Annotated in this window: 19 protein-coding genes; 8 read left to right on the forward strand and 11 right to left on the reverse strand. The window is 50.0% G+C overall.

Annotated features, from left to right (window positions below; translation table 11 throughout):
- Positions 1-50: 50 nt before the first annotated feature.
- The gene (locus tag I8U19_RS12655) at positions 51-1148 is read right to left on the reverse strand and encodes a phosphotransferase (RefSeq protein WP_198056061.1); all 1098 of its coding nucleotides are present in this window, start codon (positions 1146-1148) and stop codon (positions 51-53) included.
- 52 nt (positions 1149-1200) lie between these two features.
- Positions 1201-1986 (reverse strand): SDR family oxidoreductase, encoded by a 786-nt coding sequence (locus tag I8U19_RS12660; RefSeq protein ID WP_198056062.1) that lies wholly within the window; start codon positions 1984-1986, stop codon positions 1201-1203.
- Positions 1987-2251: 265 nt separating this feature from the next.
- Here I8U19_RS12660 and I8U19_RS12665 point away from each other — a divergent pair, with 265 nt between their 5' ends.
- Positions 2252-2770 (forward strand): phosphatidylglycerophosphatase A family protein, encoded by a 519-nt coding sequence (locus I8U19_RS12665; RefSeq protein ID WP_033099494.1) that lies wholly within the window; start codon positions 2252-2254, stop codon positions 2768-2770.
- Positions 2771-2978: 208 nt separating this feature from the next.
- Here I8U19_RS12665 and I8U19_RS12670 read toward each other — a convergent pair whose 3' ends face one another.
- From I8U19_RS12670 to I8U19_RS17510, 5 genes are all read right to left on the reverse strand, one after another.
- Complete coding sequence (locus tag I8U19_RS12670; RefSeq protein ID WP_198056063.1) at positions 2979-3953, reverse strand: MBL fold metallo-hydrolase; 975 nt, start codon at positions 3951-3953, stop codon at positions 2979-2981.
- Positions 3950-4741, reverse strand: a complete 792-nt coding sequence (locus I8U19_RS12675; RefSeq protein ID WP_198056064.1) for a TIGR01457 family HAD-type hydrolase — start codon at positions 4739-4741, stop codon at positions 3950-3952. Before I8U19_RS12675 ends, I8U19_RS12670 begins: the two co-directional genes overlap by 4 nt.
- Positions 4738-5469: a class I SAM-dependent methyltransferase gene (locus I8U19_RS12680; protein WP_033099497.1), complete on the reverse strand. Its 732-nt coding sequence runs from the start codon at positions 5467-5469 to the stop codon at positions 4738-4740. Before I8U19_RS12680 ends, I8U19_RS12675 begins: the two co-directional genes overlap by 4 nt.
- A 272-nt stretch (positions 5470-5741) precedes the next feature.
- Positions 5742-6380 (reverse strand): helix-turn-helix transcriptional regulator, encoded by a 639-nt coding sequence (locus I8U19_RS12685; protein WP_198056065.1) that lies wholly within the window; start codon positions 6378-6380, stop codon positions 5742-5744.
- 54 nt (positions 6381-6434) lie between these two features.
- Positions 6435-6869 (reverse strand): DUF86 domain-containing protein, encoded by a 435-nt coding sequence (locus tag I8U19_RS17510; protein WP_052153930.1) that lies wholly within the window; start codon positions 6867-6869, stop codon positions 6435-6437.
- Positions 6870-7123: 254 nt separating this feature from the next.
- Between I8U19_RS17510 and I8U19_RS12695 the strand changes: the two genes are divergently transcribed.
- From I8U19_RS12695 to I8U19_RS12715, 5 genes are all read left to right on the forward strand, one after another.
- Positions 7124-7363, forward strand: coding sequence for a hypothetical protein (locus I8U19_RS12695; RefSeq protein ID WP_370589393.1), 240 nt, complete (start codon positions 7124-7126; stop codon positions 7361-7363).
- 15 nt (positions 7364-7378) lie between these two features.
- Complete coding sequence (locus tag I8U19_RS12700; protein WP_033099499.1) at positions 7379-7714, forward strand: spore coat protein; 336 nt, start codon at positions 7379-7381, stop codon at positions 7712-7714.
- Between the two features lie 180 nt (positions 7715-7894).
- Positions 7895-8515: a helix-turn-helix domain-containing protein gene (locus tag I8U19_RS12705; protein WP_033099500.1), complete on the forward strand. Its 621-nt coding sequence runs from the start codon at positions 7895-7897 to the stop codon at positions 8513-8515.
- 156 nt (positions 8516-8671) lie between these two features.
- Complete coding sequence (locus tag I8U19_RS12710) at positions 8672-8944, forward strand: DUF3055 domain-containing protein (RefSeq protein ID WP_033099501.1); 273 nt, start codon at positions 8672-8674, stop codon at positions 8942-8944.
- 53 nt (positions 8945-8997) lie between these two features.
- The gene (locus I8U19_RS12715; RefSeq protein WP_033099502.1) at positions 8998-9243 is read left to right on the forward strand and encodes a hypothetical protein; all 246 of its coding nucleotides are present in this window, start codon (positions 8998-9000) and stop codon (positions 9241-9243) included.
- Between the two features lie 11 nt (positions 9244-9254).
- On the opposite strand, the gene I8U19_RS12720 is transcribed toward I8U19_RS12715, so the two are convergent.
- Positions 9255-9557: a YutD family protein gene (locus I8U19_RS12720; protein ID WP_033099503.1), complete on the reverse strand. Its 303-nt coding sequence runs from the start codon at positions 9555-9557 to the stop codon at positions 9255-9257.
- A 130-nt stretch (positions 9558-9687) separates the two neighbouring features.
- On the opposite strand from I8U19_RS12720, the gene I8U19_RS12725 reads away from it, so the two are divergent.
- Positions 9688-10353, forward strand: coding sequence for a YhcN/YlaJ family sporulation lipoprotein (locus tag I8U19_RS12725; RefSeq protein ID WP_198056067.1), 666 nt, complete (start codon positions 9688-9690; stop codon positions 10351-10353).
- A gap of 105 nt (positions 10354-10458) precedes the next feature.
- Here I8U19_RS12725 and lipA read toward each other — a convergent pair whose 3' ends face one another.
- The 3 genes from lipA to I8U19_RS12740 all read right to left on the reverse strand — a co-directional run bounded on the left by lipA (position 10459) and on the right by I8U19_RS12740 (position 13533).
- The gene (lipA, locus tag I8U19_RS12730) at positions 10459-11358 is read right to left on the reverse strand and encodes a lipoyl synthase (protein WP_033099505.1); all 900 of its coding nucleotides are present in this window, start codon (positions 11356-11358) and stop codon (positions 10459-10461) included.
- A gap of 115 nt (positions 11359-11473) precedes the next feature.
- The gene (locus tag I8U19_RS12735) at positions 11474-12523 is read right to left on the reverse strand and encodes a FecCD family ABC transporter permease (RefSeq protein ID WP_198056068.1); all 1050 of its coding nucleotides are present in this window, start codon (positions 12521-12523) and stop codon (positions 11474-11476) included.
- Complete coding sequence (locus tag I8U19_RS12740) at positions 12520-13533, reverse strand: FecCD family ABC transporter permease (RefSeq protein ID WP_198056069.1); 1014 nt, start codon at positions 13531-13533, stop codon at positions 12520-12522. The genes I8U19_RS12735 and I8U19_RS12740 overlap by 4 nt, the downstream gene beginning before the upstream one ends.
- Positions 13534-13708: 175 nt before the next feature.
- On the opposite strand from I8U19_RS12740, the gene I8U19_RS12745 reads away from it, so the two are divergent.
- A complete protein-coding gene (locus I8U19_RS12745; protein ID WP_198056070.1) occupies positions 13709-14671 on the forward strand; it encodes an ABC transporter substrate-binding protein in 963 nt (320 codons plus the stop codon).

Consider the following 14671-nt stretch of genomic DNA (forward strand, 5'->3'; position numbering starts at 1 on the left):
TATTTACGGCGAATCCGTCGTTTGCTGCCTTTCATAATTTTGTACATCCGTTATGATTTCTTCGTTTCCAACCAGTCCAACTGCGGAATAGTCACTCCGAAATGATCTTTGACAACATTGGCGTACATTTTTAGCAGCCCTTCTTTTTTCTCCTCGATATCAATCGCCGTACGGACGCGGGAAACAGCGGCTGTTTCCGACAATGTTTGATTCAAATAGACATTTTGCAGAAGTCGTGTCAATTTTCCGGGAAACAAAAACTGGGCATAAATGAGTGAATACTCGGATTCATCCAGCGGAGCCACCTGCTGATAACCTGCAAGAATCGCCTGCAAAACCCCGGGGCTGCCCGTGCATCCATAGGCATACATCAACCAATCGGCCAGATCGGCCGTTCTCACGTCGAGGGTCATCTCATTCCAATCGAGAAAAACGGATTGTTCGCCAGCTTGCAACAAATTATGCCGATGCAGCCGGGAATGGCAGATCTTGCCGAATTTGACCGTTTCCCGGCATGCCTCGTCGCCGTTGATTTTTTGATAATATTTGATCATATTTTCCATCATGCCGATGGTATAGCCGGAAATGTCCAACCATGTCCGGTCCAAATCACTTGGATAGGAAGTTAATTTAGCAGCCAAATGAAAAATTTCAATCTGTTGCAAAGCCTTTTTCAGATGTGATTCTTTGGCGGACAGCCGGGAATATTCCGCATGCTCCTTTGAAGGTTGAAAATCTGCTGTCGCCTGATGCAGGAGGGAAAGTGACTCTGAGAGACGGGCCCACTCATTCAGGCCGGAGAGCGATACCGTTTCCCCCTCCATCCAGGGCAAGAGCACATAGGCATAGCGAAACCCGTCAAAATAGAGTTTCTTCGCTCCTGTATCAAGCGGTTCCGGAAGAGTTACGCGCTTCTCTTGCTTCCCGTTGACGTGTTCCGCCACTTGCTTGATCAAGTGCCAACGATCTTTCTCTCCCGGTTTCACCCTTTTCAGCACATAAGTGCCCTGATCGGTTCGCAAACGAACAATGCCGCGAATCGGCTTGGCCTCTTTCACGTGAAAACCGTAATGGTAGTGGAGGAGCATTTCCAATTGCTCTTCTCCGGTAAGTTCGGACAAATATCCGGGCTGAAAATCAGATGACATAATCCCTCACCCCTCGTCGTGTTATTCTATTCGCGACGTGAGGGTGAGGTGCCTAGAAATCAGGGTGTTTCCTCTTGGAAACAGGGTGAATGACATCGAGGCCTCCTGTCACATTAATCAAGTTTCCGGTCACAAAATCAGACTTTTCTTCGACAAGAAAACGGATGACCCGTGCCACATCCTCGCCACTGCCCGGTCGTCCCCGCGGCGTTTCTTCATCGTTTAGCATCCGCACCTGATCTATCAGCATTTCCTTGTTATTCCCGACGATATCCCCGGGACAAACCATATTGACGGTAATGCCGAACGGTGCTTCTTCAACAGCCAATGTTTTCGTAAAGGAAACCAGTCCGGTTTTCGCTGCGGCGTATACGGAACGATCCGGCCATGCCGGTGCCTCCATCGCTCTGCCAAACCCGAAAAAAATGATTCGGCCCCATTTTCGTTTGCGCATCCCGGGAAGAACCGCACGTGTGATCCACATGGCGCTCAGGAGGTTGCCTGCAATCATCTCCTCAATTTCCGCCGCCGAATGCTCCACAAACCATTTGCGCTCGCGAATAAAAGGGCCAACCGCATGAACGAGGACATCGAGCCGGCCGTAGTGTGCCAGGGTTTCAGCGACAACCTGTTCAGCTTCTTCTCTCCGGCTGACATTGCCGTAAACACGGAGCACTTCTCCTTCTTCCGGCCCCAGGATTGGGGAGAGACCGTCCGCATGCCCGCGATCCGTCCGCGAATTTACCGCCAATCGATATCCGGCTTTTCCCAACTGGGCCGCAGCCATTTTGCCCAGCCCCGTTGAACCGCCGGTAACCAGTGCCACTTTTCTCTCCATCTCCATCACCTCTCTTTTTCATAAACTCACCATGTCAGGAGAAAATAGAAAAACAGGCTGCCTTGCATGTCAGCAGAAAATGTTGGGGGCTTTTTGGTATGCCGGGCTCTTGCCGCCTTCCGTTGCGAGTTTGGAGCGCAATGCCCGCTCCTGACTTTCCCAGTCTTTCATCCCTGGATTGTTGGGGTATTCGGGGTCCATCATAAGGATCATTCCCAGTTGCAGTTATTCAAGAATTTCACCTGATTTAAAGGAGTATCGCCGTATGACCGGGTCAACCCAGAATTGTGTATCGGAAGAGGAACTGTATCAAACGACCTTGCAGTGGATCGCCAAACGCGGGGTCGAACTGAAAGAAATCGCTGAACTCACGTTTTTCTTGCAGAAAGATTATCTGCCAAGCTTAACCCTCGAGGAATGCCTGGAAAATGTAAAGCAAGTGCTGAAAAAAAGAGAAGTGCAAAACGCGGTGCTGACGGGAATACAACTCGATATGCTGGCGGAGCGCCGGCAGCTCGAAGAACCGCTGTTGGATATGCTGGTTCGCGATGAGGGTTTATACGGAATTGATGAAGTGTTGTCAATGGCCATTCTCAATGTTTACGGAAGTATCGGTCTGACCAACTACGGCTATATCGACCGCGTCAAACCGGGTGTATTGAAACGTTTAAATGACAAGCACGACGGGGAAATCCATACCTTCCTGGATGATATCGTCGGAGCGATCGCGGCCTCCGCCTCCTCCCGGCTCGCCCATAACCGCAAACAAGCTCCGCCGGATTGACCGGCACATCCACAACAAGTTCCACCAGATGGGGCGGTTTCCTTCCGGATCACACTCATCCATGGAGAAACCGCCTTTTCTGTCAACGTTTGTTTCCGTCAAAGCGCATTTCCAGACGGGCCGGTATGCCCCCCCTAGACCTCCCTGTGTCCCGAGATGGTCGCTCAATGGTTCCCCAGCGTCCCTCCGAGTCACTCAGGATTTCATCTTAATCCACTTTGCAGCGATATCGCTTAGTTCCCTCTTTTTCAAACAGATCCATCTTCCCTTTTACCCGCAAATACTCCAGATGGGCCAACGTTTCGGAAAGGGCAAACCGCAGGTTGTGAATGGACAGGCGGTCTCCAAACAGGCACTTGCACACATCATATGCCGTCGGCTCTCCCAGGTCCCGGACGTATTTCGCAATCAATTGCAGACGCGCCTCATGGTGTTCTTCCAATTGGGCAATCCGCTCCCGGTAATGAGTAAAGGCGTTGCCATGAGCCGGAAATATTCGCTTTACCGGCACTTTTTTCATCTTATCCAGGGTGGACAGATAAGTGGCGAGGGGATTGGGATCAGCCCCCGGCCATAAACTGATGTTCGGGGTAATTTTCGGCAACAGGAAATCACCGCCGATCATGATTTGGCGTTCGGGATCATAAAAACTGAGATGACCGTCCGCATGGCCCGGGGTATGAATCACCTGATAATCGCGATCCCCCATCCGAATCGTTTCCCCCGGAGCAATCCATGTCGGCTCTGGATGCGGCTCAACCCAACTGTGAAAACTGCGCAAGTGGCCGGGGATTTTTTTCACCCAGTCTTCCGTCAAGCCATGTTCGGCAAAAAAAGCGGCCATCCGTTCCGGCATATCGCTTTTCCGCCCGAAAAAGAACTGAGCCTGCTCCCAGTCTGTTCGCGAGAGATAAACAGGGGCATTGGTCAGCTGCTGCAATGTTCCCGCCAGTCCGTAGTGATCCGGGTGATAATGGGTCAGCACAATTTTTTCAACATCGTTCCACGACCAGCCATGCTTTGCTTGCGCTTCTTCCCAGACCTGCAAATCCTGATCGGTATGAAGGCCGGTATCAATGATTGTGAATCCGTTTTTTCCTTTGATCAGATAACAGTTGACCACTTTCAATGCAAAAGGCAATGGCAACGGAACTTCGATAATATCTTCCCGGATATCGTTCAATGCGCTCGCCTCTCTTCGTTTGCCCGGTTCATCCATTCCCTCAGGTTTCGGGCAGTGTAGGTTGCTTTAATCTCAGCCTTTTCCGCCATCTCGGGCGTTGTAATTCCCGTAAAGACCAGCAGCGTGTCCATTCCGCCTTCGATCCCGGCACGGATGTCCGTATCCAGGTTATCACCGACAATCAGCACTTCTTCCGGAGCAACCCCCAATTTTTTCAAGGCATAGCGGAGAATGATCGGCTCCGGTTTCCCGATGAATAACGGCTTCACTCCGGTTGCGGCAGAAATGCCGGCCACCAGTGAACCGCTTCCGGGCAAAAGCCCCTCCTCTGTCGGCAAGGCCCGGTCCGCATTGGTACCGATCAGCGTCGCCCCCGCCCGAATCGCCAAACAAGCTTTTTTCATCTTTTTATATGTAAACCCGCGATCGATTCCGACCACAACAGCATTGGGATGCTCCTCCGTAATGCGGCATCCTTTCTCTTTCAGCGCCTGCAACAGTCCTTCTTCCCCGATCACATAGACGCGCGCATCAGGAAAGTTTTCCTGCACATATTGAGCAGTCGCCAGAGCAGTTGTATAAACTTGCCCGGGCCGGGCCGGAAATCCAAATTGCCGCAGCTTATCCGCAACTTGCTCCGGTGTGCGGGACGAATTGTTGGTCAGATAAAGATGAGGGATTCCCTTTTGGTCCAGCTCGCGGACAAACTCGAGCGCTTCCGGGATCAATTCAGTACCCCGGTACAACGTGCCATCCAAATCAATAAAGTATCCTTTATATTCCTTCATTTGTTCACACAACCTATTAAAATGATTCGCTTGCTGGAAGACTGGATCGGCTCGCCGGCAAAACTGCCATATCTTTTTTCCACATTGAGACCCGCTTTCTCCAGCATCTGCTCCAATTGCCCGGAATCGTACATTTTGACTCGTTCCTGATACCGGCGTGTTCCACTTTCATCCGTGATCGTGATCGCTTTGCACACAAAATCCCCGTCAATCCAGCGTTCCTCCCGGATGCGGACACCGTCTTCTTCCCGTTCCGATTTGGGAACAAGATTTTGCACCACATATGATTTATTGAGAAAATCGAGGAGATAACGCCCTCCCGGCTTCAATACGCGAGCAATCTCCCGAAGCACTTGCTGATTATCCTCATCATCGGAAAAATAGCCAAAAGAGGTAAACAAATTCAGGACCACGTCAAACATTTCGTCGACAAAGGGGAGATATCGCATATCCCCGTGAATGAAGGGAACCGCCAACTCACCGGCATCTTTCACGGCATGAGTCAGCAAAACTTTTGACAAATCCAGCCCCACCACATGGTATCCACGCTTGGCCAGGCTGAGTGTATGTCTGCCGGTTCCGCAACACAAGTCCAGAATGAGGTCATTCTCGCGCAGATGAAGCCACCGGCTTATTTTTCCGACTTCACATATTGCATCTTCGCGAGTGCGATGTTTGTATACGATCAAATAATCTTCGCCAAAACTTTCTTCGTACCAAGACGGCATCTCTTTCCCTCCCGCAATAAAAACCTCATTCCCCGCTTCATTTCAATTCACAGTCGCGGTTGCTTCCATTTGATTGTACCACAAATGAAAACGGCACAAGAAATGTGCCGCAAGCCTGTTGACAATTAAGGAGAAGGAGATTGGTGCTTAGCAGCGGCCTTTCGACGAAGGAGCCGGGAGCAAAGAAAAGCGCCAACCCCCATGGTCTTCTCAATTCGCAATCAAGCTGACGGCACAAGGAACGTGCCGCCCGCCTGATGCTGCGTAAAAAATCATATTTTGGCCATTTGCCGTGCCCGGATGGTGTATATGCAGTTTTGTCCCCCTTTTGCCTTGCACTCCATCCGTTCGACATCGGCATTGAGCAGCTTTTTAAACCAATTGATCTCACACTTGCAGGCATGGTTATACCGGTTGGCCACTTGGGCAATGGGACAATTGTATTCCACCAGCCGATAACTTCCGTCCTCTTGTTTGTTCACTTCAACCATATAGCCTTTGGAATCCTGGATCTTCGCCAAAAGTTCCACTTTTTCATCCAGGCTTTTGCCGGAGAAATCGGCCTGGTACTCTTCCGTCAGCCGTTTTTCCCGGCTGCGAAATACTTGTTCTATCATTTCCAACCCGTGATTTTCCTCGAGATCCTGCAACAAATCCAGGGTGAAATTGGAATAGCTTTTAGGAAAACAGTCCTCCGATTTTTCCGTCAAATAATATTGATTCGTCGGACGTCCCATCGCCTGACGGAGCAATTTGGCCGCGATCAAACCGTCCCGTTCCAGCGTATTGATATGCCGGCGAACGGCCATTTCCGTAACACCCAACCGCTCGGCGATTTCCCCGACGGTAAGAGCTCCCTCGGTTTTTAACATCATCATAATCTGTCTGCGGGTAGAACTCGCTCCATTCATGCCCTTCACCTTCCCTCGGCCACAAAAAGCCCCTTTTTACTTCTATACCCTTTTTTATCGTATACTTTGTTCACCGAGTTCCTTTTGTAGATAAGTTTTCACTTGTTTGGCAAAATCCGCGAACCAGCCGGAATCCTGCACATACGGGATCAGATCCGTCCATGCCGTCTCGGTGTAACGGCGAACCAAACGCTCCCTCAGGGACAGCAGATTCCTGAGCTTGCTTCCGGTTTCGCGATCGATCACCCGCTCGTCTTCCAAAATGTCGACAATATCGAAATATCCTCCGGGGTCTCGCATGATGAATCCGTCGATCATCACACTCCCCACATCAATCATGCATTCAGATGCCAAATGGAGCGCCCGTTCCGCGGCAAATCGCTCTTCCAGCTCCCTTTTTCCGACAGCCAGACGCTCCAGCAGGTCTGCACATAGCTCAAGATGGGATAATTGCTCCTTAATCCTGTTTACGTTTACATCATAAATCACACCGCGTTCCCCCAATCTTCCGTAAAACCTGACCTTTCCATTTACAACAACGAAAATAAGGCAGGAGAAGTGTCACACAATCAGATGCCAAATTGTTGAAATTCATTAATGCTTTCACGTGATAAATTATAACGCCTGTCCGGAATGAAAGGAAACATCAGCCCAAGACTGTTCAGAATAAACCCTCCTGCAATCGCAAAGAATAGATGCTAAAAGGAGCAGCTGTTGTTGATCTGAAAAGGAGGGACAGTAAGGTGCAGCTTTCCGACAAAGATCTTCATTATCTGACCGATGAAATGTCCTGGGAATTGCTGGCAATGAAAAAATGCAACCATTATGCCGGCCTGTGCCAAGATGCATCCGTGCAATCACTCATCAATCAAATCGGACAAATGCATCAGCGCCATTATGAAATGCTGTTATCGCAAATACAATCTTCCACCGGCGCCGCTTCAACAAGCCAACCGAACGCCGCCAACCGACAGATGAATTGATGAGGAGGGAAGACGATGCAGTTTCAATCGAATGCCGATACATCGCAAAAATCAACCGGTTTGCCAAAGGTAAAAGGGCCGCAAATGAACGACCGTGACTTTATCAACGATATCTTGTCCACGGAAAAATATATCTCATACGGTTACAATGCCGCTGTCAATGAAGCGAGCAATCCGCAACTGTTTCAGACGCAAATGCAACTGTTAAACGAGATTCACCAGGCGCAGCATCAACTATTCGACTTGATGCATCAAAAAGGATGGTACAAACTGGAGGCGGCGCCTGCCGGCAAGATCGCGCAAAAAGCGCAGCAATTCGCGAACTATCGCACACAATTTCCCTATCAGTAAAAGCGTACCCCCTCCAAGGAACAAATGCGGAGGGGTCTTTCTGTGGAGCGGGTGGTCACAATTGTTGCCGGACAGCAGGTTTTGTCAGCTCCTGACTTCCTTTGTCAGCGAGAAGGAATTTATTTACATCCCTCGAAATCGTAAAAGTAATAATATTCTTGCAAGGAGGGCTGTCTGGCAATGAATAATCAGGAAGCGGGCATTTCGACGAGAGAAGCCGCCGAACGTTTACAAGTGACGGCTCGAACGGTTCGCAAGTGGATTGATATGTTTGAAGATTATATTCAACCGGATTGGAATGAAAGAGGGCATTATCTCTTGACTGAGGAGGGCCTGAAACGGCTGTCCGACATCCAGAACCGTCTTTCGGAACCGCAAAAATCGATGAAGCAAGTGCGCATGGACTTGATCAAAGAGGGAAAAATTCATCTGAGACCCGATCAGTCTGAATTGACAGACACGGAATTGCCGGACGAAACCCTGCAGCAGATCACGGAAACACTCGACAGCGTCGGGGAAATGGTTGAAGAGCTGTTTGACCGGATGGACCGGCTGGAAAATCACATCTTCGGGCTGTTCACCACCCTGGAGGAAATGGAGCATAAACTGGTCGCCGTAAGCATCGATTCCGTTTCCGCCAATGAGGTGCAGCAGATGTTCGACGAAGTCCGCAAAAAACAGGATCAACTCCGAATGGAATTGCGCAATGTGACCTTTACCCAGCGACTGACCGCTGCTACCAGCGAACAGGGGTTACTTCCGCGTCGCCAGAAAAAAACGCGCTTTTTCGGCCTTTTATAGCCCGCAAAAACGGGATTGCCCCCGTGAACGTAATCATCGGATCTGCAGGTGGCGGGGCACTTTCCGGTTTTGCCAATGCTTCCGTCCGGATTGTACCGACAAGTTATGATCGTTATTGTATAATGGAAGGAAGTTGAGCAAAAAGGAGCCATTCGCATGTCAAACCAAGATCTGATGTTTTTATACGATGAATCGGAAAAAACCCATACCCGCTTTATCAGCTTTGTCGGTGAATCCAACCGTTTTGACCTCGCCATTGTGACAACCGAACGCTTTTACGGAAAAGTTTTGGTTCTCGACCTGCAATCCAACCGTTTTGCCATCATCGGGCCGGATGATCTGGAAGAACCCGGTTATTTGGAACACGTCTATCAGATTTCGGAAGCAGAAGCAGAGGAATTAAAGCAATTTTTACATACGGTTGTCTGACGAATATTTCTCCTCTTTCTTCCGCACGTTAGAAAGGAAGGAGGAGATGAGGCATGAGCCGGCAAAATAAAAGCAAAGAACTTGGCACCGTCGAGTCGCATCGCAGCGAACTTGTGCCCGAAGAATTCCCCGACGGCCCTTACGGAGCGGCAACCTCATATCGCTTGGGGAAATCCACACCATGGCGCCCCGGTCAACATGCCGGACCGCAATTCACCTACGAAATGCGCGAATTTCATGAAGGGATTGAACGCCAATTTCCGGGAAGCCATCCAACACACGATCAACCGAACCCGTAAAAAAGCCAGCCCTATTCCTTCCGGGCTGGCTTTGCACTTTTCACCTTTCTGAGCACAAAATAGGCACATCCGAAGTTGCAAAATTCATTTAGATATTCTTGTAAATAACTGATCTTGGTTTCTGTTGTGGCCCGGGTGTGATCATCGGCAAAGAAACCTTTCAGTCGCAGCTGACCATATCCCCAATCGCCGACGACATAATCATATTTTTCCAGGATCTCACTGAACCGTTTGCGAAAAGCTTCCATATTCCAACCGTTGCGATGGTTGGAAAGGAGTTCATACTCCAACCCATTTATATGAATTCGCTCCATAAACGTCCTACCTTTTCTATTCCAATTTTACATTTATATGTTACCATATCCTCCCGTTAACATCTTCATCCTTTTTCGTATGGATTGCCGTTGTTTGGGCACGTTAAAAAAAGGAGGTGCCGAAACTTCGATGAAACGACGATACCTAATTCTGTTCGCGGCGATGCTTCTTCTCATCCCCGCCTGTAACAATGATGACCAGCAGCAGGCAGATCAGGGATTACAACAAACCCATGAACCGCTGTACCGGGAAAAAGATCAGGATTCGCGGATCGGGATGGTGCGAAATGATGAAATTAACGGTGAGGAAAATGCACGCGGCGGTGGGCAGAACGAAATCGGATATTTCAAATACACACCGGAAAATTATCATCAAAACGGTCGTGCCGCAGGACCCGATGTCTTTGTGGACCGCCCCCTCCTGGCAAAGCATATCGCGCAAATGGTCACGGTTTTGCCCAATGTAAAGGAAGCCACCGCACTTGTTACAGATGATCATGTATTTCTTGGGATTAAAACGAAAAACGGACGCATGGATCCAAAAACGGTAAAAGAGGCAAAGCGTACTGCGGAAAGTATTACTCCCCGCTACTTTAAGGTTCACGTGACGGAAAACCGCACCCTGGAGTCGCAGATCAATTCCATCGGCATGCGGATGACGAGCGATTATGATGTAGAAGGGATCAGAGGGGATTTGGAACAGCTTCTCCGGGAAATGGGCGATACCACCCCTCCGGAAGTGAATGAATCATCACAACCGAACAGGCGGAGCCAAATGAACCCGAGGCAGGATTAAGCGGGAAAACCAGCTTTTCGGCTTGGAAGGCTGGTTTTTTGTGTGACCATATTCCATAAAAAAAGCAGGCGATAATGATCTGCCATTATCACCTGCCAGTCGGTTTTATGCCATTTTCTCCTCTTTTTTCTGAGCGGATGCCATTTGCTCATGCGCATGATACGAGCTGCGCACCAACGGCCCCGATTCGACATGGGAAAAGCCCATGCTCAGTCCGATTTCTCTCAACTGCTTAAATTCGTCCGGCGTATAATAGCGGTCGATTTTCAAATGCTTTTTGGTCGGTTGCAAATATTGACCGATCGTGACAATATCCACATCATGCGCCCGCAAATCTTGCATTGCCTCAACCACTTCATCAAATGTTTCACCGACTCCCACCATGATGCTTGATTTGGTCGGGATCTGCGGTTGCATCTCTTTGGCCCGTTTCAGAAGCTCGAGCGAACGGTCATATTTTGCCTTGGAGCGAACGCGGTCAGAGCGGCGCCTTACGGTTTCGATATTGTGATTGAGCACATCCGGTTTCGCATCCATCACCACTTTCAGCGCATCCCAATTCCCCATGAAGTCCGGGATCAACACTTCGACACTGGTAAAGGGATTGCGTTTGCGGATCGCCTTGATGGTCGCCGCAAAGATCGCCGCGCCGCCATCTTTCAAATCGTCACGCGCAACGGAGGTCACAACCGCATAGCGTACCCCCATCTGTTCCACTGCCTCAGCGACGCGCTCCGGTTCCTGCCAATCCAGTTCCGTCGGAAGACCGGTTTTGACGGCACAAAAACGGCAAGCCCGCGTACAAATGTCCCCCAGGATCATGAATGTGGCCGTCCGATTGGCCCAGCATTCAAAAATATTGGGGCAACGAGCCTCTTCACATACGGTGTGCAAGGTTTTGCTCCGCATCATCTTTTTAAGCTCTTGATAGTTTTCATTTGTATTTAGACGAATTTTTAACCATTCCGGTTTACGTTCTCTAGCCTGAGATTGGCTTTCTGCCATAATGCTCCCTCCTCACTGCAGGTACGATCGCCCGCTGTACCTTGGCTGCAAACAATACAACAAGATTATATTACCACAAAGTAGATCAACTTACGCCAAATCATCCCTTTTCCTCTTACTTTTTCCGACTCCAATAGAGCAAAAAGAGGAAATAGGGGGCGCCGATCACGGCTATCAGCACACCGGCCGGCACTTCCAGTGGTGCAAATAAAGTTCTCCCCAGCAAATCGGCACCCATGACCATGATGGCTCCCAACAGTGCCGACGCCGGCAACAAAAGACCGTAGGCGGCTCCGACCAATTTGCGCGCCGCATGAGGAGCGATCAATCCGACAAAGCCGATCGTACCGACAAAGGATACGGCAGCTCCGGCAAGCGCTGTCGCAATCAATAAAACCAACAGCCGCTGGAGGGAGGGACGGGCACCAAGAGCTGTTGCCAACGAATCGCCCATTTGCGAAACATTGAGATGGCGGGAAAACACGAAAGCCAGCGGTAGCAAAAGGGCAAGCCAGGGGAGCAAAACAGCAACCTGGTTCCAATTGCTCCCGTAAATACTTCCGGTCAGCCAGGTTTTCGCTTGCAAGGCACTAAACGGCGGACCGATCAGAATAATGAAATTGGTTGCCGCCTGGGTAGCCAGCGTGAAACCGATCCCCAGGAGCACCAGCCGGAACGGGGAGATTTTTCCCCAGGAGAAAAAGAGCAACAGTCCCACAATGACAGCCGCCCCGATAAACGATGCGGCCGGCACCCAAAATAATGAAACTGAAAGGTTGGTGGAACGGTCGCTGAAAAAAGTGATCACCGTAACCGCTCCGACTGAGGCACCGCCCGTGACCCCGACCATATCTGGTGAGGCCAACGGATTTCGGATCACCGCCTGCAAAAGAGCGCCGGAAACGGCCAGCGAGGCTCCGGCAATCAGCGCCAGGAGGATGCGCGGCAGACGGAATGTCTCAACGATCAATTGATCAAATTTGGACCCGATCCCCAAAAAGACCCGGATCACATCGAGCGGAGAAAGCTGAACCCGACCTACTCCGACACTGAGCACCATGACAAGAAAAGCGAATGCGGCAAGCAAAAACAAGATCGAGACGGCTCGCCAGTCAATCAAGGCGGAGAAGCGCGAACCAAGGCGGAGGGAAGTGTACCGCTTCATCCTTCCTCACTCCCCTTTCTGCCCGCAAGATAAATAAAAAACGGGGTTCCAAGAATAGCCGTCATCACCCCAACCGGAATCTCCTGCTGATTCATCACCAATCGTCCGGCAATATCGGACGCCATAAGCAAAGCGGCTCCGTAAACGGCGGCATAAGGAATGATGAACCGGTGGCTTGCTCCGACCCAGGCACGAACAAAATGGGGAACTACCAGCCCGACAAAAGCGATCGGACCGGCCACCGCAACCGAGCCACCGGCCAGCAAAACGACGATCAGCGCGCCGATTCCTTTGATCAAACCAGTTTTCATTCCCAGTCCCCTGGCCACATCTTCTCCCATCGTCAAGATGTCAATATTGGGTGCCATCCACAACGCCAGCAACCATCCGACCAACATAAAGGGAAACACCGGCAGGGCACTTTCCAGGCTCCGTCCTTCAACTGAGCCGGTCAGCCAGAATAACAGCTCATTCAGTCCCTTTTCATTCATCACCAACATTCCCTGTGTGATCGAAGCAAAAAAAGCGGCAATTGCGGCTCCGGCCAGGGTTAGTTTCAACGGACTCAGTCCCTCCCGGCCGACGGATCCCAGAAAATAAACGATTGCCGCCGCGACAGCTGCCCCGATAAAGCCAAGAATCATCAAGGACGGGACGGCAGTGATCGAAAAAAGCGTCACCCCTCCGACAATAAATAAGCTGGCTCCGGCATTTACCCCGAGTGTCGCCGGTGATGCGAGCGGGTTTTTCGTCAAAGCTTGCATGAGTGCCCCGGCCACGGCCAGACTTGCTCCGACGACGAGCGCAAACACCGTTCGGGGAACTCTGGTTGTCCGAATAATCAAATGCTCATTATTTGTCGGCTGATAATGAATAAATGACTCCACCACCGTTGAAAGCGGAACCCGGGTAACGCCGACACTGATACTGATCATGGCCAAAACAGCAACCAACACCACTCCGGCGAGCAGTCCGGCCCATTTGAACCGCCCGGTATATAAACCCCCCATATCCACTACCTCTCTTTCTTCCAGACCAACTTAAGTCTAGAAAAAGGAAAAGATGATGTCAATGAGGTTGAAAATCATTATCAAAATAATTGACACCCGGCTTCTTTATTTTTATAGTAAAGAAGAAATCAGGAAATGATAATCATTATCATTTATAACGAAAGGAGCATATTCGGTGCGTTCCATAAAAGCAATTCTTCCCCCGTTCCTTGCACTCGCTCTCTTTTCCCTTGTGCTTGCGGGATGCAGCTCATCTGATTCATCAGATCAAACCAAAGAGAGCGGCCGCACGATTCAACATGCAATGGGGCAATCCATCGTCCCGACCCATCCGAAACGCGTTGTCGTCCTTACCAATGAAGGTCTGGAAGCCTGCCTTGCTCTGGGAGTCAAGCCGGTGGGAGCGGTTAAAGGTTTTACCGGCCATCCCTGGTACCCTCATCTGGCAAAAGAACTGACAGGTGTGACTGTAGTCGGAACGGAGAGCCAGCCTGATCTGGAGACGATCGCCAGTTTAAAACCGGATTTGATCATCGGAAATAAAATGCGCCAGGAAAAGGTATATGAACAATTGTCGGCAATCGCCCCGACCGTGTTTGCTGAAACCTTGCGCGGGGATTGGAAAGTCAATTTCTCCCTGTATGCCAAAGCGCTCAATAAAGAAAAAGAAGGCAACAAAGTCCTCAAGGAATATGAGCAAAAGGTGGCCGAAGTGCGGAAAAACGCCGGAGACCTTCTGAATCAGAAAGTTTCCATGGTTCGCTTTTTGTCCGGGGAAACGAGACTCTACCAACTGGACAGCTTTTCCGGCGTGATTTTAAAAGATGTCGGGTTTCAGCGCCCGCCGCTGCAAAATAAAAATTCCTTTGCGGTCACGATCACAAAAGAACAAATTCCACAAGCCGACGGAGACATTATCTTCTATTTCACCTATGATACAGGCGACAAAAAAGGAAATAAACAGGAAGAGACGTTTTTAAGCGATCCGCTTTGGGCCAATCTCCAGGCGGTTAAAAAACATCGTGCGTTTAAAGTGGATGATGTGATCTGGAATACGGCCGGCGGCGTCAAAGCAGCCTTTTTGATGTTGGATCAACTCAATTCCTATATAAGCAAAATCAAAGCACAAACAACATAA

Origin of the sequence: Thermoactinomyces sp. CICC 10523 (assembly GCF_016055105.1) — a bacterium.
GTDB classification, from domain to species: Bacteria; Bacillota; Bacilli; order Thermoactinomycetales; family Thermoactinomycetaceae; genus Thermoactinomyces_A; species Thermoactinomyces_A daqus.

Coding starts and splice junctions, on each gene's coding strand:
- I8U19_RS12655 (WP_198056061.1), bottom strand. CDS start 1,148: ATGTCATCTGATTTTCAGCCCGGATATTTGTCCGAACTTACCGGAGAA.
- I8U19_RS12660 (WP_198056062.1), bottom strand. CDS start 1,986: ATGGAGAGAAAAGTGGCACTGGTTACCGGCGGTTCAACGGGGCTGGGC.
- I8U19_RS12665 (WP_033099494.1), top strand. CDS start 2,252: ATGACCGGGTCAACCCAGAATTGTGTATCGGAAGAGGAACTGTATCAA.
- I8U19_RS12675 (WP_198056064.1), bottom strand. CDS start 4,741: ATGAAGGAATATAAAGGATACTTTATTGATTTGGATGGCACGTTGTAC.
- I8U19_RS12680 (WP_033099497.1), bottom strand. CDS start 5,469: ATGCCGTCTTGGTACGAAGAAAGTTTTGGCGAAGATTATTTGATCGTA.
- I8U19_RS12685 (WP_198056065.1), bottom strand. CDS start 6,380: ATGAATGGAGCGAGTTCTACCCGCAGACAGATTATGATGATGTTAAAA.
- I8U19_RS12700 (WP_033099499.1), top strand. CDS start 7,379: ATGCAGTTTCAATCGAATGCCGATACATCGCAAAAATCAACCGGTTTG.
- I8U19_RS12705 (WP_033099500.1), top strand. CDS start 7,895: ATGAATAATCAGGAAGCGGGCATTTCGACGAGAGAAGCCGCCGAACGT.
- I8U19_RS12710 (WP_033099501.1), top strand. CDS start 8,672: ATGTCAAACCAAGATCTGATGTTTTTATACGATGAATCGGAAAAAACC.
- I8U19_RS12715 (WP_033099502.1), top strand. CDS start 8,998: ATGAGCCGGCAAAATAAAAGCAAAGAACTTGGCACCGTCGAGTCGCAT.
- I8U19_RS12720 (WP_033099503.1), bottom strand. CDS start 9,557: ATGGAGCGAATTCATATAAATGGGTTGGAGTATGAACTCCTTTCCAAC.
- I8U19_RS12725 (WP_198056067.1), top strand. CDS start 9,688: ATGAAACGACGATACCTAATTCTGTTCGCGGCGATGCTTCTTCTCATC.
- lipA (WP_033099505.1), bottom strand. CDS start 11,358: ATGGCAGAAAGCCAATCTCAGGCTAGAGAACGTAAACCGGAATGGTTA.
- I8U19_RS12735 (WP_198056068.1), bottom strand. CDS start 12,523: ATGAAGCGGTACACTTCCCTCCGCCTTGGTTCGCGCTTCTCCGCCTTG.
- I8U19_RS12740 (WP_198056069.1), bottom strand. CDS start 13,533: ATGGGGGGTTTATATACCGGGCGGTTCAAATGGGCCGGACTGCTCGCC.